This window comes from Psychrobacter sp. TS_SC_6, assembly GCF_056156305.1.
This window is the reverse complement of record NZ_CM149590.1, coordinates 2,244,867-2,268,082: the sequence shown is the minus strand read 5'-3', so window position 1 is coordinate 2,268,082 and position 23,216 is coordinate 2,244,867. Positions and strand designations below refer to the sequence as shown.

Below are 23,216 nucleotides of genomic sequence, written 5' to 3'. Positions count from 1 at the left end.
TAAATAATTTTTATAAGACAAGGTGCCTATTTTCATTTAAAGTGTTATTGATAAAGCGATTGATAGCCAGATGAGGTATCAAACAGCGTTGATGGTTCTTTAACACCACTTAGCCCATTAATTCCATCAATGCCTCCAAAGCACATTCAATATCTAAGAATATTAAGCCAAGTTTGGCATTCAGTTTAGCCCTAATATTCATTGCAGTCTTATAACCTGATGAAGTCATGATTACATAGTTTTTCACACCTTGAATCATAATACGGTCGGTGCTACCACGAGCCAATTCGCGACCAATACGATCACCCAGTGACAATAAAAGCTGCATAGCTCGAATGCGCTCTTCATCGACGTCTTTTGATAGTGCTAATGAAATCATTATTCATTGTTAAAGACAAATGCTTCAATATTCGCTTCAGTTGTCTAAAGCTTTCTAAACTAATCACCTTTTTTTAATTATTAAGTTTTTACTACGCACTATTTTCAGATATTTTAATGATAACAACTTATCCATAACTTTTGATGATGCTGATATTTACTAGACGTGTACATCAAAAAAATGATATACAGTTATGAGATAAAAATAGTCTGGACTTATTTATCTTAATTTAGAGACCCAAACCGTTGGATTCTAATCCCACCAGTTGTTATACCAAATAGCGTATAGTAGCGACATCAATTCCACTTCTGCGCTTACCATCCTATCGTTTGCGGGCATACGATAAAGCGTCGATGTAGATCAGCATGATTTCAATTTCTACCTTAAGGAACTTATATGAGTATCAGTCAGGCAATCGAAAAAATCGAAGCACGTTATGCCCATCAACCTGAGTTTATTCAGGCAGTAAAAGAAGTTGCAATCACGATTGCGCCACTATATGACTCTCATCCTGAATATGATGCTTTCAAAGTTTTCGAGCGCTTGGTTGAGCCTGACCGCGTGATGGGTTTTCGTATCAACTGGGAAAACGATAAAGGTGTAGTACAGGTTAATCGCGGCTGGCGTGTTCAATTTAGTAACGCGTTAGGACCTTATAAAGGTGGTATTAGATTTCACCCAACCGTCAATCAATCGGTGTTAAAATTCTTAGGTTTTGAGCAAATTTTTAAAAATGCCTTGACCGGTTTGCCAATGGGCGGCGCTAAAGGCGGTTCTGATTTTGATCCAAAGGGCAAGTCAGACAACGAAATCCGTCGTTTTTGCTATGCTTTCATGCGTGAGCTGCATCCCTATATCAATAAAGATACAGACGTACCGGCTGGTGATATCGGTGTTAGCGGACGCGAAATCAGCTATATGTTTGCCATGTATAAAAACCTGACCCGCGAATACGGCGGTGTATTGACTGGTAAAGGCGTAGGGTTCGGTGGCAGTTTGATGCGTACGGAAGCGACGGGCTATGGCGCGGTTTACTTCTTAGAAAATATGCTAACGGCTCAAAACGAACACATAGACGGTAAGCGAGTACTGGTTTCAGGCGCGGGTAACGTCTCTCTACATGCTGCTGAAAAAGCTCATATGCTGGGCGGTGTTGTGGTCACCGTATCTGATTCGCAAGGTACCTTGTATGATGGGGCGGGTCTAAATCAAGAAAAAATCAACTGGTTAAAATCGCAAAAAGCAAAAAGCCAACCATTAGCAGATTACGTTGCGGTCTATGGCGGTGAATGGTTCGCTGGACAAAAGCCTTGGCATATCAAAGGCGATATCGCTATCCCATCAGCCACGCAAAACGAAGTGAATGAAGACGACGCTAAGCTGATGGTTGAGAACGGCATTAAGTACGTGGTTGAAGGTGCTAATATGCCATTGACTGCAGAAGCCATTGATCATATCCGTTTGCACCGTGTGCACTATGCTCCAGGTAAAGCGGCAAATGCAGGAGGCGTTGCCGTATCTGGTCTTGAGATGTCACAGAACTCAGTACGTCAGTACAAAACTTTTGAAGAGATTGATGCGCGTTTAAAAGTTATTATGAAAAATATTCATGACGACGCTGCTGAAGCCTCAGAAAAATACCATCAAACTGATAAAGGTTATATCGATTATATGACTGGCGCTAATATCGTCGGCTTTAAACGTGTTGCCGATGCCCTAGTTGCTTATGGTATCTTGAACTAAGAGTGGTTTATAGATCATTAAGTTGTTAATGTCATAAATTCTTTTCATAAACCAAAAAGCCCTAGTCATTGATTGATTGGGGCTTTTTAGGATTTAAAAGAGCGTGGTCAAACACGAGTGGTAAAGTTTAACGCCATGCACCTTTGATCATAATACCTTTAATAGGATTTAGCCCCATTTGATAGGCTAAATCAGCAGGGCGAGTGATATCCCAAAGTGCCAAGTCTGCATCACAGCCAACTTCTACACGCCCTTTATCAGCTAGACCTAACGCTTGAGCTGCATGAACTGTTGCCCCTGCCAATACTTCTTCAGGGGTCATATAAAATAGGGTACAGCCCATATTCATTGCTAATAACAACGACGTTAATGGGGAAGTGCCAGGGTTGCAATCTGTCGAAACGGCCATCGGTACTTGATGCTTACGCAGCTCTCTAATCGGTGGCAACTTGGTATCCCGCAAGGTATAAAACGCGCCGGGTAATAGCACTGCAACCGTATTGCTGGCGGCCATTTTTTTGATATCGTCTTCTGATAAGTGCTCGAGATGGTCACTTGATAGCCCTTTATATTCTGCAACCAACGCACTACCGCCTATGTCAGATAACTGCTCAGAATGCAGTTTGACTGGTAAGTTTAATGAGCGTGCGACTTCAAAAACCCGTTTGATTTGTTCGGCACTAAAGGCAATGCTTTCACAAAAGCCATCGACTGCATCGACCAAGCCTTCTGCATGTAAGATAGGCAGCCATGCGCAGACTTGTTCAATGTAGTCATCGGCACGGGCTTTGTACTCAGCTGGTAGGGCATGGGCAGCCAGATAAGTCGTGCTCACATGAATATTGTGTTTTTCGCCCAGTTGGCGCGCAACGGTGAGCATTTTACGCTCAGTTTCTAGGTTCAAACCATAACCCGATTTGATTTCGATACTGGTGACGCCTTCTTTAATGAGAGCAAGCAAGCGTTTTTCACTTTGGATAAATAGCGCTTCAATACTGGCCGCGCGGGTGGCACTGACCGTGGCGACAATACCGCCACCTTGAGCAGCAATGTCTTGATAACTGGCACCATGCAGACGCGCTTCAAACTCATTGCTGCGGTTGCCGCCATAGACGATATGAGTATGGCAATCTATCAATCCAGGCGTTATCCAATGACCATCAGCGTCAGTGATTTGCTGACGCTGATAATGGGTGAGATAGGGTGTTATTTGCGTATGCGCCCCAATCCATGCAATTTTGCTGCCTTTGATACCGATAGCTGCATTCTCTAACTGACCGTATGGGATGCTATCAGCATCTTCTTTTTCATAAATATTAAAACCATAGTGCGCTGAAAACGTCGCAAGATTGGCATTGATAATAATATGGTCAAACGCAGTTAAAACATCCATAGCATCCGTAAGATTGATAGAGGCGTCAAGTATCTGTTCGCTAGAGTTGTTCATAATAAGCTCCTGCTTAATACTGATAATCAGGTAAATATATAAAATTCATTTCTAAAGTTAAGCTTGTAAGCCTTTATCTATAAATTCAGTAAATGCTGCTCAATAATAGTCGCCAAAAGACGAGCAGCAACTTTGCAGCTACGCGAATCAATATCAAAAGTAGGGTTAATCTCAGCAATGTCAGCTACTTTTACTTTACCAGACGCCATAATAAGTTTGACGGCGCGCTCAACAAAACTGAGCTCAATGCCATAAGCGGCTGGCGCACTGACGCCAGGGACAACACTCGATGGCAGGCAATCCATATCAATGGTCATATAGAGCACATCGACTTTACTAATAAATGCATCGATTTGCTGGGCGAGCATATCCCACGGCTGATGATGGCAGTCTTCATCACTGATAATGTGCACGCCCAATTGCTCAGCACGATCAAAGAGCGCAGCGGTATTAGAGAAACGACTGACGCCAATACAGCAATAATTAAATGGCTGACCTTGCTCATCAAGGTGTTCTGCAATTTGTCGAAATGGCGTACCTGAGGTGGCGACATCAGACTGACGAATATCAAGATGAGCATCAAAGTTGATAATGCCAATACGCGGCGGCGCATCTGTATCACTATTACTGTCTATCTGCTGTAGAGCTTGCCACAAACCTAAAAAGCTACCATAAGCAATAGCATGACCACCGCCAAGACCGATGGGTAAGCCGCCTTGCTTGATAATCTGGCTTACCTTATCGGCATATTTGCTCTGAGCTTGCTCAAGTGTACTCTCGGCAAAACCGTCGTTGTCATGACAATGAATATTACCCGCATCACCTAATAGAGTTGTCAGTTGATTGTCAAAGCGCTGCTGTAGCTCAGCGATGACTGGCAATGCAGCAAACGCCTGACGAATCAATGGCGGTGCAGCTCTTGCGCCCACACGTCCTTGATTGCGCCTGACACCTTGGTCACAAGCAAAACCGATCAAACCAATACGCTGGCTTATACCATCAAAAGCATAAGGCTGAGCCAACTGATACCAATAGCGAGCGCGAGCTGTCTCAAACGGCTCTGCGCGTCCTATCCATCGGTTCATATCGGCGACAGTATGGTTAACCATTGCGATGGTCATCAAAGACCTCCTTTTTCTAATATAGTTAATCCAGAATAAAAATGATGTATACGTTAATGGTGTTCTACTGGTATAAATTTTCTTCGCTGGCTGTTCGCAAGCGTGACAGATGCTTCATAAAATTCACACCAGCAGAACAGTAACCTTTTTAAAATGGATCGACTATATAAACTTACCGACTCTTTATTTTGATTCGTACCAATCGCGGCGCAGTTCTTGCCAATGCTCAGCAAGCGTGCCAGCTAATACCAGCTGTTTGGCTGCTTCAATATCAGGGGCTAGGTAACGGTCTTTATCATAAAAAGTCACTTGCTCGCGTAGTTTCTGATGTGCCACAGTCAAAGGTTCTGAGGTCTCTAATCCGCGATGGAAGTCGATACCTTGACCAGCGGCTAATAGCTCAATCCCGATAATGGTGGCAGTATTTTGTGCCATCTCATAGAGGCGACGTGCGCAATAAGTCGCCATTGACACATGATCTTCTTGGTTGGCAGAAGTTGGAATACTATCAACACTGCCGGGGTGGGCAATGGACTTATTTTCAGATGCCAGCGCTGCGGCGGTTACATGAGCAATCATAAAGCCTGAGTTTACCCCAGCATTATCCACTAAGAATGGCGGCAAGCCACCTGATAAAGTCGCATCGATCAGCAAAGCCACACGGCGCTCAGACATAGAGCCAATCTCGGCAATGGCTAGGGCTAAAATATCAGCAGCAAAGGCGACGGGTTCAGCATGAAAGTTACCGCCTGATATAGCGACCGGACCATCTTCATTATTGAAGATAAGTGGGTTATCAGTTACCGCGTTTGATTCGATTAATAACGTTTTGCCCGCTTGGTTGATGATATCAAGGCATGCGCCCATCACTTGTGGCTGGCAACGCAGGCAGTAAGGATCTTGTACTCTGTCGTCTTGCTCGCCATCATGCGAGGCGCGAATGGCACTGCCTTTAATCAATTGACGATGTGCTTTGGCGATTTCAATTTGACCATGGTGACCACGTACGTCATGAATACGAGCATCAAACGGCGCATCTGAGCCTTTAGCCGCATCGATAGACAGTGAGCCGACGATGGTTGCCGTCTCAAGCAAATCACGTGCTAGGAAATAACCACGTAGTGCCAGTGCGGTGGATACTTGAGTGCCATTAATCAGGGCAAGACCTTCTTTTGCCGCAAGGGTGATTGGCTCAAGACCATGCTGTGCTAAAGCATCAGCGGCGAGTACTTTTTTACCAGCGACATAGACGTGACCTTCACCCATCATCGCAAGCGTCATATGCGATAAAGGTGCTAGATCACCAGACGCGCCAACGGAGCCTTTGGCTGGGATATTGGGCGTGATTTGATTATTAATTAAACCAAGTAAGCTATTAACCACCTCTCGACGTACGCCAGACACACCTTGTGCTAAGCTGGCAACTTTCATCACCATGATCAATCGCACCACATTGTCTGGCAACGCTTCACCCGTGCCCACCGAGTGAGAGACGATCAAGTTACGCTGAAGCAGTTCAAGCTGGTCATCACTGATACGCGTCTTCGCCAACAGACCAAAACCGGTATTGATACCATAAGCGCTTTTATCACGGCGGATAATCGTTTGTACATCTTCGTGTGAGGCATCTATTGCCTCATAAGCGCTATCAGGCAAGGTCAATCTGACGGGCTGCTCATAGATATCGCGTAGTATCTCAAAGCTAAGCTGACGTGGCTGTAGGGTTAGTTCTTTTATAGTAGTCATGCGTATTGTCCTAGTGTTAAATGTTATTGGCTGTATTTATTATATGGGGGTAGTATTGATATTGTGTTTGTATTAATAGGTGCAATCTATCCTAACTTATCCAGCCAAAAGACATTGCCAAATGTCCAAAAGCTGCTGCCAGTAAGATACTAAGTGCTACACGCTGGAACCAAACGATGACCATTTTCCCAACAGAGATAGGAATCTCAGTTGCTAGTACACACGGAATCATAGCGGAAAAAAATAGCACACTGCTAATGGAGATAACGCCCGCCACATAACGAGTCAACAGGTCAGCTTCACTGAGTAATAGCGCTGGCAAGAACATTTCAGCCAATCCCGCTGACATACCTTTGGCCGCCACAAGTGGTTCTGGCAATCCGCCTAACCACGTAAATGGATAGAGCAGCAACCCTAAGGCGTCAAACACTGGCGTGTACTTGGCCAATAATAAACCAGTGAGTCCAACGGCGATAATAGAGGGCACAATAGCGGCTGCCATTGTCAAGCCATCACGAAAGTTGGTCCATAGAATTTGTTTAAAATCTGATGCACGGCGTGACGTGGACAAACCTAGCTCATATGCCGCTTTTAGACGCGTGCCTCTTTTGTAGTCTAAATGTGGACGCTCTACCTCATTATCAAACTGACTAATTGGTGGAATACGGGCAGTGATAGCGGTGACGATAAAAGTAATCACTAGCGTTGACCAAAAAAACAGATTCCAAAATTCCATCAATCCCAATGTTTTGGCAACAATTACCATAAACGCGGCTGATACAGTTGAAAAACCGGTCGCAATGATAATGGCTTCACGCGCAGAATATTGCTTTTGCAGATACACACGATTGGTAATTAACAGCCCAATCGAATAACTGCCCACAAAAGAAGCAACTGCATCAATCGCTGATGCACCCGGCGTTTTCCAGATAGGTTTCATAATCGGCTGCATCAGCACGCCAACCATCTCAAGCAAACCAAAACCCACTAAAAACGCCAGAATCAAAGCCCCAAGCGGCACAATCATACCAACGGGTAGCGCCAGTTTTTCAAATAGAAACGGCAGCATATCTTTTTCCATCATGAAGGCTGGAGCGTTACCAGTGATATACATTACAGCTAATACCAGTCCCAGTACTTTAAAGACAGTTAGGATTTTATGGGTGATGTTTTTGCGCCATGAGCCATCAATAAACGGTTTACTTACTCCAAATATCATCAGCATAAACAACAAAGTCACAGATAAAGTATATTGCTGATTGACCAGATAAGTTGCGCCATGGTCGAACAAAATCGTACTTTTTTCACCAATGGTAAATGGCACAAAAAACATCACCAAACCGATCATACTAAAGACAATCAGTTGCAGTAAGGCAATGGGTTTTGACAGCAATATCTCTGGCGTTGTCGTATCGGGCACGGTGTTAGCAACTTGCTCAGTTTTCCCTAGTTGTAGGGTATCTTGCTTGGTCATATTATCTTCCTTGATAAAATCATGTGATCTATGTGTCTATAGAGAATTACTTAATCATCGGTAGATTTAGACCATAATCCTGAGCAGTTTTAATCGCCAGCTCGTAGCCAGCATCCGCATGACGCATCACACCAGAACCGCAGTCATTGACCAATACACGCGACAAGCGTTTGGCTGCGGCATCCGTACCGTCAGCGACGATGACCATACCTGAATGCTGCGAGTAACCCATGCCAACACCGCCGCCATGATGCAATGATACCCAAGTCGCCCCGCCTGCGACATTGAGCATGCCGTTCAATAGTGCCCAATCCGATACTGCATCTGAGCCATCTTTCATGCTTTCGGTTTCGCGGTTTGGACTGGCAACAGAGCCCGTATCCAAATGGTCACGACCGATAACGATAGGGCCTTTTAGCTCGCCGTTTTTGACCATCTCATTAAAGGCAAGACCTGCTTTATCACGCTCACCGAGACCTAACCAGCAGATACGAGCTGGCAGACCTTGGAACTGAATGCGCTCTTTTGCCATATCAAGCCAGCGATGAATGTGCTGGTTTTCAGGGAACAGCTCTTTGATTTTTTGATCGGTTTTATAGATGTCTTCTGGATCACCGGATAGCGCCACCCAGCGGAACGGGCCTTTGCCTTGGCAAAACAGCGGACGAATATAAGCTGGTACAAAACCGGGGAAGTTAAAAGCGTCTTTGACTCCTTCATCAAACGCCACTTGACGGATATTATTACCATAATCAGTCGTTGGGATATCCATTGCCTGCAAGTCTAGCATCGCCTGTACGTGTATGGCACAAGATGCAGCAGCTGCTTTGGTCAATGCAGCGTGTTGCTCTGGATCTTCTTGTGCTGATCTCCATTCTTCAACGCTCCAGCCACTTGGCAGATAGCCATTGATTAAGTCATGGGCTGAGGTCTGATCGGTCACCAAATCAGGCTTCATGCCGCCAGCTTTGGCGCGCTTAACCATCTCAGGTAAAATATCTGCGGCATTGCCAAGTAGGGCGATTGAGACCGCTTCACCAGCCGCCGTATGTTGTTTGATCAATTCATAAGCATGGTCAAGATTGTCAGCTTGTTTATCTACGTAGCCTGTACGTAGACGGAAATCAATACTAGACTGCTGACATTCTATATTTAAAGACGTCGCGCCAGCAAAGGTCGCCGCTAGTGGCTGCGCGCCGCCCATACCGCCAAGACCCGCGGTCAAAATCCAGCGTCCTGCCCAGCTGCCATTATAGTGCTGACGACCTGCTTCGACAAAGGTTTCATACGTGCCTTGGACGATGCCTTGCGTGCCGATATAAATCCAGCTACCCGCCGTCATTTGCCCATACATAAACAAGTCTTTGCGATCGAGCTCATTGAAATGCTCCCACGTCGCCCAGCGCGGTACGAGGTTAGAGTTGGCAATTAATACACGCGGTGCATTTTCATGCGTTTGAAAGACGCCTACCGGTTTTCCAGATTGCACTAATAAGGTCTCATCGTCTTCTAATTCTTTTAGTGATTCTAAAATTTGATCGTAGCTTTCCCAGTTACGAGCAGCGCGTCCGATACCACCGTACACCACTAGACTTTTTGGGTTTTCGGCCACATCAGGATGCAGATTGTTTTGTAGCATACGATAAGGCGCTTCGGTCAGCCAGCTTTTGCAATGAAGTGTACTACCAGTAGGGGCGGCAATCTCACGACTTTCGTCACGGCGGGTAAACCCGTTATTTTCGACTTGTGCGTTTTTGCGCGTTCCATTTTCGGTGGTCATAACCATTCCTTATGATTGTTTATACAGTTGTCTAATAAGATTGTTTGCTGTTATGCAAAGTTGTATATACAAATTATCAAAGATTATTTTTTCATGCAAGCAATTTTTTAGTATTCATCAAATTATTTATAATAGAGAACCGCAAGGTCGGGTGTTTGGATGCAGGTTATGATGATTGTCATGATATTATGGCGCTCTTCTTATGGGCAAAATTGACGGTTAAAGACGGATATGACAAAGACGATTCCGGCGTATCAGCGGATTAAACAGGCGATATTGGACAATATTCATGCGGGCAAATGGCAGGCGGGCAATGCGATTTCTACAGAAATGGCGTTGGCAGCGGAGTTTGGCGTCTCTCGTATGACGGTCAACCGTGCTTTAAAGGAATTGAGCGAAGAGCGAGTATTGGAGCGCCGACAAGGGTCGGGCACGTTTGTCGCCCAGCAGCAGTTTAATCATACCTTTGTGGAAGTGCGCAATATTGCTCAAGATTTAAAGTCGGCCAATCGTGATTATCAAGCACAAGTTGTCAGTAAGCGCGTGATTACCGCTGCTATGTTCAATGATGAGCTACGGCGTAAATTTGGTCTTGAGAAAATGGTTGAAACTTCTGAATCGAAAGAAGGTAAAAGTATTGATAGCGAAGCCGCTGTTTTATATGAGGTCAAAATTATCCACTTTGCGGATGGTCAGCCGATACAGTTTGAAGAACGCTGGGTCGATGCTCTAAAGGTTCCTAATTTTATCGAGCAAGATTTTAGCGTGGTCAATACCAGTGATTATCTTATTGCAAAAAGCCCACTGGAGCGTGGTAGCTATACTATTCGAGCGCTGGCTGCTCCAGATGAGATTGCAGCGTTACTACAGATTACCCCGCAGTCGCCTACATTGGTACTTTGTCGTCAAACTTATTCAGCAGGTCAAGTATTAACTTTTGTCAAAATGTGGCACGCAGGTGAGCGGTACCAGTTTTCAGGTGAACTATAACAACCTTACGCATATTCACTATTTTTGTGCGTTTATACTTTCTAAATTGCGTTAATATACACATGAGCAGGTATTTAATTGGCAGACTTAGAATAAGTATTTGTTATAAAATGCCTCAAATTTTTAAGAAAAAAATAAAACCAGCATTGAAAAATATGCTGTGTATCCTCAAATTGAGCAGTCACAGTCAAATAATACCAAGCAGATATTTATGATGATATCTGATTATTTTTCAGTACATTTTTATTGGCAGGACATATTTTGCTTTATTTGACTCAGTCACTTTTATTTACTCACTATGATAAGGACGTCTTATGAAACGTCGCACGCTTTTAGCCCTTGCCGCAAGTACCGTATTGCTTGCCGCTTGTGGTCAATCACCTACCAATGATACTGAAACCAAGTCAACTGATACCGCTACAAGTGGCGGTTCTGATTTGCTACAGCGTATCAATAACGGCGGCACTATCAACGTCGGTACCGAAGGCACTTATCCGCCATTCACTTATCATGATGAGAGCGGTAAGTTGACCGGTTATGATGTAGAAGTCACCCGTGCCGTTGCTGACAAACTTGGCGTTAAAGTTGAGTTTCAAGAAACTCAGTGGGATGCAATGCTCGCAGGTTTGGACGCCAAGCGATTTGATATGGTGGCCAACCAAGTCAGCTTAACCACGCCTGAGCGTTTGGCAAAATATGATAAAGCGCAAGCATATAGCTGGTCAGGCGCAGTGGTTTTAGCGCCAAAAGATGATAACCGCTATAGCTCGTGGGAGTCGTTAAAAGGTCTGCGCAGTGCTCAATCATTGACCAGTAACTATGGTGAGCTTGCAGAGCGTTATCAAGCAGAAGTTGTTCCTGTCGATGGCATGGCGCAAGCGATTCAGTTGGTTAAACAAGATCGCGCTGACTTTACTATGAATGACAATCTTGCGGTTTTGGACTACCTAAAAAAATTCCCAGATGCAGCGCTTGAGATTAAACTGACTGCCCCTGTTAGTGAGCAGACTGGTTCAGGCTTGGTAATGATAAAAGGTGATGATGAAGTATTGGCAAAATTAAACGAAGCCATGGCAGCATTAGCAGCTGATGGCACGCTCACCAAGCTGAGCCAAGAATTCTTTGGTGCTGATATAAGCCAACAAAAATAATGCTAGCTTCTATTATGGCAGCCTCTATAACCTCAGGGTTAGCAGATTTATTGGCATTACTGCCATTTATGAGTCCTGATCGGGCGCAGATTGTTATCTCGTCCTTTTGGCCGATGCTTAAAGGCGCTATCTATTATTCGATACCGCTGGCATTGATATCGTTTGCGATCGGTATGGCAATTGCGCTGACCGTGGCACTGATTCGTATTGTGCCGCGTGCTGGTTGGGTTCATGAGATTGTCTATAGACTTGCTCGCATCTATGTGTCTGCTATTCGTGGCACGCCAATGCTGGTGCAGTTGTTTATTATCTTTTATGGACTACCAAGTGTCGGGGTTAAGCTTGATCCTTTTCCGTCAGCAATTATCGCTTTTTCGCTTAATATTGGTGCTTATGCATCAGAGACGGTACGTGCTTCTATCTTGTCGATTCCCAAAGGACAGTGGGAAGCAGGGTCGACTGTAGGATTGACTTATCTACAAACCTTCCGCCACGTCATTTTACCGCAGGCACTGCGCGTCTCCGTACCGCCGCTATCTAATACCTTTATCAGTCTGGTAAAGGATACTTCGCTAGCATCGCTCGTATTGGTGACTGAGCTGTTTAAACAAGCGCAGATCATCACTGCGCGTAACTATGAGTTCATGCTAGTTTATATCGAAGCGGCCGTTATCTATTGGGGTATTTGTCTGTTTTTGACCTTTATCCAAGGTAGGCTTGAAACACGTCTTGATCGTTATGTTGCCAAATAATATCGCTATCACCTCATGATATATTTCTCCCTCCTTTAACCTATGTGTTTTTTAATTTGCAAGTGGATGTCTTATGATTCAAGTCACTAATATTCACAAAGCTTTCGGCGGCAATCAAGTGCTTAAAGGCATCGATTTGACCATCGAAAAAGGCAAGGTGGTGGTAATATTAGGGCCATCAGGGTCGGGAAAAACCACTTTTTTGCGTTGTCTGAATGCGCTAGAAATACCTGACCAAGGCGTGATTGCCTTTGATGATGGCAGTTTAACGGTTGACTTTGCCACTAAACCTAAGAAAAAAATCTTACTTGCGCTGCAACGTAAGTCAGGTATGGTCTTTCAATCTTATAACTTGTTTCCACATAAGACAGCCATCGAAAACTTAATGCTTGGACCTACGGTGGTACAAGGCCAAAGTAAAGCGCAAGCACGCGAGCAAGCATTAGTATTACTCGATAAAGTGGGTTTGTCTGATAAAGCAGATCTCTATCCGTTTCAGCTATCGGGTGGTCAGCAGCAGCGTATTGGTATTGCTCGTGCATTGGCGATTGAGCCGTCTTTACTACTATTCGATGAGCCAACGTCTGCGCTTGATCCTGAGCTAGTACAAGACGTGCTTGAAACCATGAAACAGCTGGCATCAGAAGGTTGGACGATGGTCGTTGTTACTCATGAAATAAATTTTGCCCGCGATGTCGCTGATCATGTGGTGTTGATTGAAGATGGTAAAATTGTCGAAGAGGGCAGTGCCAAGCAATTATTCGAGGATTCAAAGCATCCGCGTACGCAAGCGTTTTTACAGCGTATTGAACAGTAATAAGCTTGAAAGATGTTAAATAAAAAGCCCCAGTTATTCATAGTAGGGGCTTTTTTTATTTAACAGAAAGAAATCTAAGGCTATGAAAAGTGATTGTAGGATATAGATTAAATCCTTTGCCGTCTTTTTAGCCAACGTGGTACACGAGTAGTAGTACCGTTTAGCACAGCATTAAATAAAGCTGCTAGCAGAATGAGTATGACGCCGACATACTGAATCCAAGATAATGATTGATGCAGTAATAGCGTTGCCAAAGCAATCGCGGTTAAAGGCTCAAAGATAGTAAACACTGATGCACGGGTGGCAGGTAGCTTCTCTAATGCCTTCATATAGAGCGCAAAGGGCACGACGGTTCCAATCAAAGACAATCCTAATACATAGCCCCAAGTAGATAAGGGTAAGGTTAATAGTTGTCCATAAGTGTTATAGGTTTCAGGTAGTAGGAGCAGTATGCTAGCACTGATGGTAATAGAGGTAAAAAATACTAAAGGAGCAGGGTGCGCGTCATGCATAGCGCGCTTACCTAATACCCCATATAGGGAATAACATATGCCTGATAATAAACCTAATGCAATACCCCAGTTGACTTGCGCCTGCTCACCTAACATTGTCAAGCCGACACCAAATACTGCCATGAGTGCCAGTAGGGCTGACTGCCGAGTAATGGATTCATTAAGCAAGAATGCTGAAAATAATAAGCTAAAAACGGGCGCAGTATATAGCAAGGCGACTGCAGGACCAGCACCGACATAGATAACGGCAAAAAAATAGCAAACCGACATGCCGAGTACACCAATCAAAGACTGTATTGCCAGTCCGAGCCATTGCTTGGGGCCTAGCTTAAGCAGCTGTGGCCATAGTTTTGGCAACATGACCAGGATGATAAGAGCGGCGGTCACGATACGTAAAATAGTCGTTTGCCAGCCGCTAAAGCCATTTTGATTGAGGTAGGTTGAGAATATCCCTAAAGTACCCCAGCAGACAGCGGCTGTAATGATTTGAATGGTGCCTATCCATGACTGCCGTGCTGACATTACGCTATCGGTATGTGCCATATCGCTCTCTATTTTTATTTGTTATCAGGTTTAAAGAATAAGTGGTCCAAGCCTTCTGGCTCATTACTTAATAGTATGCTGAAATAACAAAAGACAACCTGGTTAAAGGCTGCCTTTTGTTTGTTTTTTCAGTCTATCATTAAAGCGTGAATTAGGTACTAACACAAGTCACTTAGATATAAAATGCAATTTATTTGAGTTAGGTGCAGGCTTCACTTGAGCTTATTACCCTTTAGCTTCATATCCTCCAAACCAGCTTAAGCATCGTGATTTACACCTGAAGTAAAAAATTCGTTAGCAGACGCTTAGCACCTTCGGTCGCAAACGATTCTGGGTGAAATTGTACGCCTTGGATCGGATACTCGTTGTGTTGCAATCCCATAATCTCATCACCTGCTAGTGCCGACTCAGCCAAACCTAAATCGTTATGTTCATCATTAGCGACGACGGCAGTGACCGTTAAACAATCCGGTAGCGTGTCTGCTTTGACCATCAATGAATGATAACGCATGATCTCAAGCTCTTGCGGCAGTCCTTGATATATACCTGCCTCATTATGGCGTATCGACGAAACTTTACCATGCATCGGGACATTGGCACGTACCACATCACCGCCGAACACATGGGCAATGCCCTGCATCCCCAAGCAAACACCTAATAAGGGCGTGGTCTTGCCCATCACTTCAATCACTTCGCTACAAACCCCAAAATAAGCGGGATCGTCCGGTGCGCCAGGGCCGGGTGAAATAATGATTCGATCTAGATTCATTGCTTGCACGTCGGCTAGAGTAATCTCATTATTACGCTTGACGATGACGTTTGCTTGTTTATCGCCATCCAGCGTCTGTAAAATCTCGCCAATATATTGGTAAAGATTGAAGGTAAACGAGTCATAGTTATCGATAATTAAAACATTCATGGGTAAACTCTTTAATAAAAATAGTGTCAATTTACGGATGCATAAAGCTGTCTAATACCACTTTCATCGCCGACAGTTTGCGCTGGATTTCTAGATACTCATCTGCTGGATTGGAGTCATAGACATTGCCGCCACAGGTTTGCGCGTAGGCCGACTCGCCATTGATAAATAAGCTGCGAATAGGAATGGCAAAAATACAATCACCGTTGAAATTAAATGATCCTAGTGCGCCGCCGTAAGCACCGCGACCATCTGGCTCTAGCTCGTTAATCACTTTGATGGCTTCCACTTTTGGCGCACCTGACAACGTACCCGCAGGGAAATTACTGGCAAGGGCGCTAAACATATCTTCGTCAGGATGCAAAATACCGACGATTTCAGAAGAGATATGCTGTACGTGTGAGAAGCGTTTGATGTCCATTAGGCTACGTACTTTGACCGTACCAAACTGTGCCACACGGCCAATATCATTGCGATGCAAGTCAACCAGCATATTGTGCTCAGCAATCTCTTTATCATCATTAAGCAGGGCGCGGGCAAGCTGTCGGTCTTCGATCACATCGACGCCGCGTTTGGCAGTGCCTGCTAATGGATAGGTTTCCATCTCACCTTGACGCAAGCGAAACAATAGCTCAGGTGACGCCCCAATGATGCACTGCTGAGCAAATTTCATAAAGTACATGTGCGGCGATGGATTGACGGTGCGCAGTTTTTCATAAATCGGCATCTTATCGCCCGCAATGCGATATTTGGATTTAAAGCCGACTTCACATTGAAAGATACGCCCAGAGATGATGTCTTCTTTGACTTGCATGACGACTTTAGCGTGCTCTTCTTGACTCATGCCGTCACCTAAGAACTCAACAGTGGGCAATTCATAGCTTGGGATGGGGACATCAAGTAAGGCTTTGATTTGTTCAATGCGATTGTCTTGCTGTGCGGTCGGATAGTAAAAATAAAAAATCTCACCTGTCATTTTATCAAGTGTTAAGCCATCCAAATACACACCAAATTTAAACGGCTCAAAGTCTTCGCTCGGCTTAGCATTTAGGCTGGGTTCAAAAAAATTCACACTGTCATAGCCTAGATAGCCGACGAGACCACCGCTTTGATCGCGGGCAATGACATGCTGCGGGGTAATTTTGCGCAGTAATTGATAAGGATTGTCGGTTTGATAATGGCGTGTTTCAGCTGTTTTATTATCGGTAATGGCAAGGGTAGTGCGATCCAAGGCAGCGATGGTCATAACCGGATCAAAACCAATGGCATGGTGACGCGAAATGTGGCTTTCTTCGCCCAATGATTCGAGCAAATAACAAGTATCAAAAGCGCCTTCAATACGTTTGAATAACGCAAAAAAATCAATATCTTGCGTAAGTTTAATCCGCTGCGGCTTGCTGGGAATATCAATAGTAGCAGGCTGGTCATATTGTAGGGTAGGAGAGGTCATAACGAGGTCCAAAGTAATTCAAATAGGTCTTATAAAATAAATTCAGCTAATATTCTTGGCGTTAATTGTCTTGTCTGTGAGTGGCTAGCAGTGCGCTTACATCGTGAATTTGCATGGCTTTAGCGCCACGAGAGACCGTTGCGATACCAACGCCCAGCTGTTCGGATATGTCACGCTGGGTGATGCCACGTTCGAGCAAATCAAAAATACAGATGCGATTGGCAATCTCGTGTTGCTCTTTAGTCGTCAGTAGCGCTGTTAATAGCTCATCGATATCATTACTGTCATTGCAATGGGCTAAATGCGTCAACAAGCTACGATAAGGGTCAGTGCTCATAATATTTACTCTTAATAAAAAAGAGGTAAGTGGCTATCTTGTTTCAGTATTCTAGTACAGTAGTACATAAAAAACAAGTAAAGTGATTGATTTTTTAGCATTCTTGGTTAAAGCACTGTTTAAAAATATGAACTTAAGCATAAAATTAAAAAGCCAGCTAATCGTAATAAGCTGGCGTTACTATTAAAATTTTTGCTGGTGTTCTAAAGAACAATGAACGACTGTGCCTTTAGATTAGATGACTTATTTTACTGGACGGATAAACGGCATATGTCTATTCACGTCTTTATATAACAAGTATCTAAATGGACCCGGTCCGCCAGCGTAACAAGATTGTGGGCAGAATGCACGCAGCCACATAAAATCACCCGCCTCAACCTCTACCCATTCACCATTTAAGTGATAGACGGATTTACCTTCTAGTACATATAAACCATGTTCCATAACATGAGTTTCATCAAATGGAATCACGCCACCTGGCTGAAACGTCACGATATTGACATGCATGTCATGACGCATATCAGACTGCTCTGTAAACCTTGTGGTTTTCCATACGCCATTGGTACCCGGCATCTCAATGGCTTCAACATCATGATCGCTGGTTACAAACGCTTCAGGCACGTCAATACCTTCACAGTGTTGATAAGCTTTACGGATCCAATGGAATTTAACGTGCTTGTCGCTATTGTTCTTTAGCGTCCATTTGCAGCCAGGTGGTAAGAATGCATAGCCACCTGATTCAAGATGATGCGACACGCCTTCAATCGTCATGTCCATTTCACCTTCAACGATGAATACGACGCCTTCGGCATTTGCATCTAGCTCAGGTTTTTCTGAGCCGCCATTTGGTGCGACTTCAACAATATACTGTGAGAAGGTTTCAGAGAAACCGCTTAAAGGACGTGCAAGCACCCACATGCGCATGCCTGTCCAAAAAGGCAGATAACTGATCACGATATCAGTTAGTACACGTTTAGGAATAATCGCATAAGCTTCGGTGAAGATAGCACGATCGGATAGTAATTGTGTTTGAGGAGGCAAGCCGCCAGTTGGTGCGTAATAAGTGCTTTTTGTTGTCATGGTTCGTGTTCCTTAGGGGTTTGGTACCGCGATAAATTTGTGTCTGAATCTTTGATTTTTATGCGATTAATGCTCTGACATTAGCATAATTCTTCATCAGTTGACGATAGCCATTAAGCCTGATCTTTAGCTTGCTCAGCAGAGATATCAATGCAAACTTCCCACTCATCAATCTCGAATTCATGGCAGTTATTACCCTCGCCGTTGATACGATCAATCACTAAAAAGTCACAATCCGCTTTTAGCGCCAGTAGTGGATGATGCCAAACATTGGCATCATACTGTACACCTTGATGCGAATGAGCATAAAACACTTCTAAATCATCAGCTGATTTAGGCGCATCGCCAGCTTTTGCTACAACGACTATATAGTCTGTGCCATTCATAGAAAAGAACGCTTGCGTGCCAAATGGATGGTATTCCATCACCGATAACGTAATAGGGCAATCACGTCTTTTGGTACGGAAAATACTAAACCCAACTTCTCCGCCATCATGAGTGACTTTTGAGATGGCATTATGACGACAGGCAAAGCCGCGATTGATATCCCAGCTGTTTTCAGGGCATTTTTCTTGATCATCATAAGGCTCAATCACTGAGCCATAAGGCGCAAAAGCAGCTTTAGTTAAAGGTTTGGCAATGATTGTAGTTTTCATAAGTTCACCTTTAGATTAGATTAATTAGCAATATTATTTATTTGTTCTAGCAACTTATTAAGTGATAGATCTATTTGAGCTCAGAAAATACCGGACACAAGCTGTCATTTTTAAGCAATTACAGCATTCAGGTATCAACCACCTCAAGCGTATCATTCGTTAGCTTACGTGGTTTCTATGACCTACATACTTATTGATGTGATGATACGTCTTATGATTGTTGTTACGACTACATCCAGTTGGCGGTATTATCGGCCGTGGCTGGATGATTTTCATACCAGTGCTTGGCGATTTCATCGCGGCGGCAGATCCAGACATCGGGTTTACTGGTGATGTATTTTAGAAACTGTTTGAGCGCGGTTATACGACCAGCACGGCCAATGATGCGGCAATGCAAACCAATGGTTAGCATTTTTGGTGTATGCGAGCCTTCTTCATATAAAGTGTCAAAGCTGTCCTTTAAATACTGATAAAAAGGTTCAGCATTGGTAAAGCCAGGGCTTGAAGAAAAACGCATGTCATTGGTTTCAAGCGTGTAGGGAATGACCAGATGCGGTTTGCGAGCGATTTTGTTGCCTTCTTCTACTTTAACATTGAGCCAGTAAGGCAGCTCATCAGCATAAGAGTCAGAGTCATAGATGTAGCCGCCTTGTTCTGCGACCAGCTCGCGAGTATTTGGGCTATCGCGACCCGTGTACCAGCCAAGAGGCTGATTGCCGACCATACGCTCAAATATTTCAGTGGCGCGGCGCACATGCTCACGCTCGGTCTCGCGGTACATATATTGATAGGTGATCCAGCGCAGTCCGTGACTGGCAATCTCATGACCATCTTCTAGAATGCGCTCGACAATATGCGGCGTTTTTTCGGCAGCGGCGGCACAAGTAAAGGTAGTAATAGGTAAACCATATTCTTTAAAAGTATCTAGTACGCGCCAAACACCCACTCGGCTACCATATTCAAAGGCGGACTCAATCGACTGATGGCGGTTGTTAAATTCTGGCGTACCTAAAACATCTGATAAAAAACGTTCTGACTGACCATCACCATGCAAGACACTGTTCTCTGCGCCTTCTTCGATATTTAGCACAAACTGTACGGCAATCTTAGCGCCGCCCGGCCAATTGGCTTTGGGTGGATTGTCGCCATAGCCTTTTAAATCACGTGGATAAGCGGCTTGATCAAAATCGCTGGTTATCTTTTTTGTCATGGTGTTTTATCCTTTATAAAAACAGAGTAATAAATCTATTAGAAATGTAATAACTATTTTTTATTCTACTATGGTGTTAGGATCTACTGCATAAGGGCGCATTAATACCCAATACACAATGCCACCTAGTGCTGCGCCTAATAAGAAACCGTAACCTTCAAGCTTGGTCAGTGCAGGTATCAATACCGTGGCGATAGAGAATAAAGCGCCGATTACAAAGGCGATAAGCGCACGGATATTCCAGCCTTTGTAGTAGTAGTAAGCGCCCGTTGGTTGCGCAGAAAATAAATCATTCATATCGATATGTTGACGTTTAATCAGGTAATAGTCGATGACTAAGATACCAAAGAATGGAGCAATGACCGCACCAATAGCATTTACAAAACCGACAATACCGATCTTACTGATGAATGATAACCACAATGCACCAACGAAAAAGGCGATAACAGCAGTAATTAAGCCGCCCATGCGAAAGTTAATATGCTTAGGAAATAAGTTAGCCAAATCGTAAGCAGGGGGAATAAAGTTTGCAACCATATTGATACCGACGGTTGCGGCAAAGAAGGTCAGCGCTGCAATAATGGTCAAGGGTAGAGAATCTACGCGATCAACAATGTCCGATGGATTGGTCAATGCTTCGCCAAATATTACTAAGGTTCCAGCAGTAATGACCAAAGCGATGAACGAGAAAAACACCATGTTGATGGGTAGACCGAGTAAGTTACCCAAGCGCATATCGCGCTCACTACGCAAAAATCGTGAGAAGTCACCGAAGTTGATGACGACTGCGGCAAAATAAGCCACCATCGTACCGACGATAGCAGTAAATGCCTGTATGGAATTCCCACTATAATTACTGCCACTAGCGAAAATAGAGTTAATCGCAGGTAACAACTCAGAGCCTGATTGATACCAGATGACGCCCATAAGAATGACCATCACGACATAGACCAAGGGACCTGCCCAATTCAAAAAGTGCTTGATGGGCTCGATACCTGCCCAAAACAGCAAAATCTGAAATATCCAAACGATGACAAAGGCCATCCAAGCGGTACTGTTCAAGCCTAAAAATGTCGTATCTGAGCTGCCTATAATAATAGTCAACAAAATGGCAACTGCGGTAGAGGCAAAGTAAGTCTGCACCCCGTACCAAAAGATACCGATAATAGCGCGTAAGATGGCAGGTAAGTTAGCGCCATTGATACCCATGCTGGCACGTATCAAGACTGGAAAAGGGATGCCATATTTGACACTAGGCTTACCAGTTAAGTTGACCATCAGCATGACGATGAATCCTGAGCAGATAATCGCTGCCATGACCCACCACCCATTCAGTCCATAACTCAAAAACAAGGAGGCCGCTAAGGTATAACCGAATAAGCTCTGAATATCATTGGACCAAACATTAAATATCGCAAACCAACCCCAATTACGCTGTTCAGGCTGTAGTGGGGCAAGATCTTCATTATATAATCTTGAGTTTTTGCGTTCTGGATTAAAGGTATTGCAATCATAGAGCTCGCTATTGGATTGAGTATTAAGCTGACTTCCTTGCTCATTTGCAGTGGACATCCTTTTCTCCCTTTAGATTGGAATCAATCGAAACAAACATTGTTAACACTTATTAATGTTTATTGTTAACACTTTAAGGATGTCTAGGTCATTGGTCAAGGTAATTGTTTGATCAGCGTTTACTCTTCTTTGTCTAGAATGCTCATTTATAACCCTGAAGCATAAGCGACCAGTTGTTGGCGCTCTTCATCGCTTAGCTGAGTGATATTACCCAGTGGCATATAGCCACTTTGTACGGCAGTCACAATCTTAGCTTGATGCGTTTTTACGTCTGCAGGGGTTTGGACAATAATCCCCGCTGGTGGTGCGTTAAATCCAGCTTGTGTGGGTTGTGCCGCATGGCAAACGCCGCATTTTGCTTCTACTACTTTTATGATAGCGTCATCAGCTGAAGCAGCAACAGGTACCACTTCGGTAGCGGCAGTTCCCCCAGCAACCGCATTGGCATCAGCCTCTGTAGCAGTGGCAGTGGCAGGTGCTACTGTATTCGTATCTTGAGTGACAGCAGTAGGCGGTGTATTTGTCGGTGCTACTTCAGTGACAGCAGGCGTCTTGATTGGAGAAACTGGTAATGGCTCGATAGGTGCTGGACGCATCCAGACAATTAGTAGTACGGTTGCGATCGCAGGAATCACTAAGAACTTTGGTCTATGGCGACCCAAGTGTTTTTCGTTGAAGTAATGACGAGCTGTTGCCGTAATGACACCAATGAATACCAATATCAACCAACCATGCGCATGTGAATACATCATTGGATAGTGATTACTAATCATGATAAAAATGAGCGGCAAGGTAAAGTAGTTATTCATTAATGAGCGGTTTCTTGCCATCAATGCCAAATCTGCTACTTCTGGACCTGGCTTTACGCCGCGGCGTACACAATCTACGAGTGCACGCTGAGCTGGCATAATACCGAAGAAAACATTACCTGCCATGATAGTACCTAAAATGGCACCGACATGGATAAAGGATGCACGATCACTAAACAGCTGGTATGAGCCCCAAGTGGCGAGAATCATGAGTACAAAGATAGTGATACTAAAAGCCAGTTTATTTTTGCCGACATTGCTGCGTACAATGACTTCATAAATAAAGTAGCTACCGAATAAGAACAGTAGACTGGTCGATATAGCACCAATACTGCTACCAAAGTCAACTTTGCTCGGATCAATCAAGTAAGCCGTAGCATTGATGTAGTAGACGATAATGAGCATCGCCATACCGGTCAGCCATGTGGTGTAGGCTTCCCACTTAAACCAATGCAGCGTTTTTGGCATCTCTTCAGGTTCGAGCTTGTATTTGGCAATTTCATAGAAACCACCACCATGTACTGCCCAAAGATCACCTGAAATGCCTTTTTTGGCTTTCCATTCTGGCGGCTTCTGAAGACTCATATCTAGCCATACGAAATAAAATGATGCGCCAATCCATGCTACACCAGCGATCACATGGAACCAGCGAAAGAATAAGCTTAGCCAATCGAGAAGATATGCACCCATGTTGTCAATGTCCTTTTATATTATTATATCTTGGTAAC

Annotated in this window: 20 protein-coding genes; 5 read left to right on the top strand and 15 right to left on the bottom strand. The window is 44.1% G+C overall.

The window, feature by feature from the left end:
• Positions 1-109: 109 nt before the first annotated feature.
• Positions 110-379, bottom strand: coding sequence for a roadblock/LC7 domain-containing protein (locus AC0J5Y_RS09590; RefSeq protein ID WP_475130475.1), 270 nt, complete (start codon positions 377-379; stop codon positions 110-112).
• Between the two features lie 396 nt (positions 380-775).
• On the opposite strand from AC0J5Y_RS09590, the gene gdhA reads away from it, so the two are divergent.
• A complete protein-coding gene (gdhA, locus tag AC0J5Y_RS09585; RefSeq protein ID WP_475130474.1) occupies positions 776-2,122 on the top strand; it encodes an NADP-specific glutamate dehydrogenase in 1,347 nt (448 codons plus the stop codon).
• 127 nt (positions 2,123-2,249) lie between these two features.
• On the opposite strand, the gene hutI is transcribed toward gdhA, so the two are convergent.
• The 5 genes from hutI to hutU form a co-directional block, all read right to left on the bottom strand.
• Positions 2,250-3,569, bottom strand: coding sequence for an imidazolonepropionase (hutI, locus tag AC0J5Y_RS09580; protein WP_475130473.1), 1,320 nt, complete (start codon positions 3,567-3,569; stop codon positions 2,250-2,252).
• 77 nt (positions 3,570-3,646) lie between these two features.
• Complete coding sequence (gene hutG, locus AC0J5Y_RS09575; RefSeq protein WP_475130472.1) at positions 3,647-4,690, bottom strand: formimidoylglutamase; 1,044 nt, start codon at positions 4,688-4,690, stop codon at positions 3,647-3,649.
• Positions 4,691-4,873: 183 nt separating this feature from the next.
• Complete coding sequence (hutH, locus tag AC0J5Y_RS09570; RefSeq protein WP_475130471.1) at positions 4,874-6,436, bottom strand: histidine ammonia-lyase; 1,563 nt, start codon at positions 6,434-6,436, stop codon at positions 4,874-4,876.
• Between the two features lie 91 nt (positions 6,437-6,527).
• Positions 6,528-7,910: a YjiH family protein gene (locus AC0J5Y_RS09565; RefSeq protein ID WP_475130470.1), complete on the bottom strand. Its 1,383-nt coding sequence runs from the start codon at positions 7,908-7,910 to the stop codon at positions 6,528-6,530.
• A gap of 46 nt (positions 7,911-7,956) precedes the next feature.
• Positions 7,957-9,690 carry a urocanate hydratase gene (gene hutU / locus AC0J5Y_RS09560; RefSeq protein ID WP_475130469.1) on the bottom strand — a complete coding sequence of 578 codons (1,734 nt, stop codon included), beginning with the start codon at positions 9,688-9,690 and terminating at the stop codon, positions 7,957-7,959.
• A gap of 231 nt (positions 9,691-9,921) precedes the next feature.
• Between hutU and AC0J5Y_RS09555 the strand changes: the two genes are divergently transcribed.
• From AC0J5Y_RS09555 to AC0J5Y_RS09540, 4 genes are all read left to right on the top strand, one after another.
• Entirely contained in the window at positions 9,922-10,680 is a 759-nt protein-coding gene (locus AC0J5Y_RS09555) for a UTRA domain-containing protein (RefSeq protein WP_475130468.1), read from the top strand.
• A 314-nt stretch (positions 10,681-10,994) separates the two neighbouring features.
• The gene (locus AC0J5Y_RS09550) at positions 10,995-11,831 is read left to right on the top strand and encodes an amino acid ABC transporter substrate-binding protein (protein ID WP_475130467.1); all 837 of its coding nucleotides are present in this window, start codon (positions 10,995-10,997) and stop codon (positions 11,829-11,831) included.
• A 14-nt stretch (positions 11,832-11,845) separates the two neighbouring features.
• The gene (locus AC0J5Y_RS09545) at positions 11,846-12,583 is read left to right on the top strand and encodes an amino acid ABC transporter permease (RefSeq protein ID WP_475130466.1); all 738 of its coding nucleotides are present in this window, start codon (positions 11,846-11,848) and stop codon (positions 12,581-12,583) included.
• A 73-nt stretch (positions 12,584-12,656) separates the two neighbouring features.
• Positions 12,657-13,400, top strand: a complete 744-nt coding sequence (locus tag AC0J5Y_RS09540; protein WP_475130465.1) for an amino acid ABC transporter ATP-binding protein — start codon at positions 12,657-12,659, stop codon at positions 13,398-13,400.
• A gap of 107 nt (positions 13,401-13,507) precedes the next feature.
• On the opposite strand, the gene AC0J5Y_RS09535 is transcribed toward AC0J5Y_RS09540, so the two are convergent.
• The 9 genes from AC0J5Y_RS09535 to AC0J5Y_RS09495 all read right to left on the bottom strand — a co-directional run bounded on the left by AC0J5Y_RS09535 (position 13,508) and on the right by AC0J5Y_RS09495 (position 23,178).
• A complete protein-coding gene (locus AC0J5Y_RS09535) occupies positions 13,508-14,455 on the bottom strand; it encodes a DMT family transporter (protein ID WP_475130464.1) in 948 nt (315 codons plus the stop codon).
• Positions 14,456-14,726: 271 nt separating this feature from the next.
• Positions 14,727-15,374, bottom strand: a complete 648-nt coding sequence (locus AC0J5Y_RS09530; protein ID WP_475130463.1) for an anthranilate synthase component II — start codon at positions 15,372-15,374, stop codon at positions 14,727-14,729.
• A gap of 31 nt (positions 15,375-15,405) precedes the next feature.
• Positions 15,406-16,824 (bottom strand): anthranilate synthase component I family protein, encoded by a 1,419-nt coding sequence (locus AC0J5Y_RS09525; RefSeq protein WP_475130462.1) that lies wholly within the window; start codon positions 16,822-16,824, stop codon positions 15,406-15,408.
• 61 nt (positions 16,825-16,885) lie between these two features.
• Positions 16,886-17,161, bottom strand: a complete 276-nt coding sequence (locus AC0J5Y_RS09520) for a Trp family transcriptional regulator (protein WP_011514242.1) — start codon at positions 17,159-17,161, stop codon at positions 16,886-16,888.
• 243 nt (positions 17,162-17,404) lie between these two features.
• Positions 17,405-18,241 (bottom strand): bifunctional allantoicase/(S)-ureidoglycine aminohydrolase, encoded by an 837-nt coding sequence (locus AC0J5Y_RS09515; protein ID WP_475130461.1) that lies wholly within the window; start codon positions 18,239-18,241, stop codon positions 17,405-17,407.
• A 113-nt stretch (positions 18,242-18,354) separates the two neighbouring features.
• Positions 18,355-18,897: an ureidoglycolate lyase gene (locus tag AC0J5Y_RS09510; protein WP_475130460.1), complete on the bottom strand. Its 543-nt coding sequence runs from the start codon at positions 18,895-18,897 to the stop codon at positions 18,355-18,357.
• A 229-nt stretch (positions 18,898-19,126) separates the two neighbouring features.
• The gene (gene puuE / locus AC0J5Y_RS09505; RefSeq protein ID WP_475130459.1) at positions 19,127-20,107 is read right to left on the bottom strand and encodes an allantoinase PuuE; all 981 of its coding nucleotides are present in this window, start codon (positions 20,105-20,107) and stop codon (positions 19,127-19,129) included.
• 60 nt (positions 20,108-20,167) lie between these two features.
• Positions 20,168-21,679 carry an NCS1 family nucleobase:cation symporter-1 gene (locus tag AC0J5Y_RS09500; protein WP_475130458.1) on the bottom strand — a complete coding sequence of 504 codons (1,512 nt, stop codon included), beginning with the start codon at positions 21,677-21,679 and terminating at the stop codon, positions 20,168-20,170.
• A gap of 146 nt (positions 21,680-21,825) precedes the next feature.
• Positions 21,826-23,178, bottom strand: coding sequence for a urate hydroxylase PuuD (locus AC0J5Y_RS09495; RefSeq protein ID WP_475130457.1), 1,353 nt, complete (start codon positions 23,176-23,178; stop codon positions 21,826-21,828).
• Positions 23,179-23,216: the final 38 nt, after the last annotated feature.

Coding starts and splice junctions, on each gene's coding strand:
- AC0J5Y_RS09540 (WP_475130465.1), top strand. CDS start 12,657: ATGATTCAAGTCACTAATATTCACAAAGCTTTCGGCGGCAATCAAGTG.
- puuE (WP_475130459.1), bottom strand. CDS start 20,107: ATGACAAAAAAGATAACCAGCGATTTTGATCAAGCCGCTTATCCACGT.
- AC0J5Y_RS09590 (WP_475130475.1), bottom strand. CDS start 379: ATGATTTCATTAGCACTATCAAAAGACGTCGATGAAGAGCGCATTCGA.
- AC0J5Y_RS09520 (WP_011514242.1), bottom strand. CDS start 17,161: ATGAGCACTGACCCTTATCGTAGCTTGTTGACGCATTTAGCCCATTGC.
- hutH (WP_475130471.1), bottom strand. CDS start 6,436: ATGACTACTATAAAAGAACTAACCCTACAGCCACGTCAGCTTAGCTTT.
- AC0J5Y_RS09550 (WP_475130467.1), top strand. CDS start 10,995: ATGAAACGTCGCACGCTTTTAGCCCTTGCCGCAAGTACCGTATTGCTT.
- AC0J5Y_RS09510 (WP_475130460.1), bottom strand. CDS start 18,897: ATGAAAACTACAATCATTGCCAAACCTTTAACTAAAGCTGCTTTTGCG.
- AC0J5Y_RS09495 (WP_475130457.1), bottom strand. CDS start 23,178: ATGGGTGCATATCTTCTCGATTGGCTAAGCTTATTCTTTCGCTGGTTC.
- hutI (WP_475130473.1), bottom strand. CDS start 3,569: ATGAACAACTCTAGCGAACAGATACTTGACGCCTCTATCAATCTTACG.
- AC0J5Y_RS09530 (WP_475130463.1), bottom strand. CDS start 15,374: ATGAATGTTTTAATTATCGATAACTATGACTCGTTTACCTTCAATCTT.
- AC0J5Y_RS09500 (WP_475130458.1), bottom strand. CDS start 21,679: ATGTCCACTGCAAATGAGCAAGGAAGTCAGCTTAATACTCAATCCAAT.
- AC0J5Y_RS09555 (WP_475130468.1), top strand. CDS start 9,922: ATGACAAAGACGATTCCGGCGTATCAGCGGATTAAACAGGCGATATTG.
- AC0J5Y_RS09515 (WP_475130461.1), bottom strand. CDS start 18,241: ATGACAACAAAAAGCACTTATTACGCACCAACTGGCGGCTTGCCTCCT.
- hutG (WP_475130472.1), bottom strand. CDS start 4,690: ATGACCATCGCAATGGTTAACCATACTGTCGCCGATATGAACCGATGG.
- AC0J5Y_RS09545 (WP_475130466.1), top strand. CDS start 11,846: ATGGCAGCCTCTATAACCTCAGGGTTAGCAGATTTATTGGCATTACTG.
- hutU (WP_475130469.1), bottom strand. CDS start 9,690: ATGACCACCGAAAATGGAACGCGCAAAAACGCACAAGTCGAAAATAAC.
- AC0J5Y_RS09525 (WP_475130462.1), bottom strand. CDS start 16,824: ATGACCTCTCCTACCCTACAATATGACCAGCCTGCTACTATTGATATT.
- AC0J5Y_RS09565 (WP_475130470.1), bottom strand. CDS start 7,910: ATGACCAAGCAAGATACCCTACAACTAGGGAAAACTGAGCAAGTTGCT.
- gdhA (WP_475130474.1), top strand. CDS start 776: ATGAGTATCAGTCAGGCAATCGAAAAAATCGAAGCACGTTATGCCCAT.
- AC0J5Y_RS09535 (WP_475130464.1), bottom strand. CDS start 14,455: ATGGCACATACCGATAGCGTAATGTCAGCACGGCAGTCATGGATAGGC.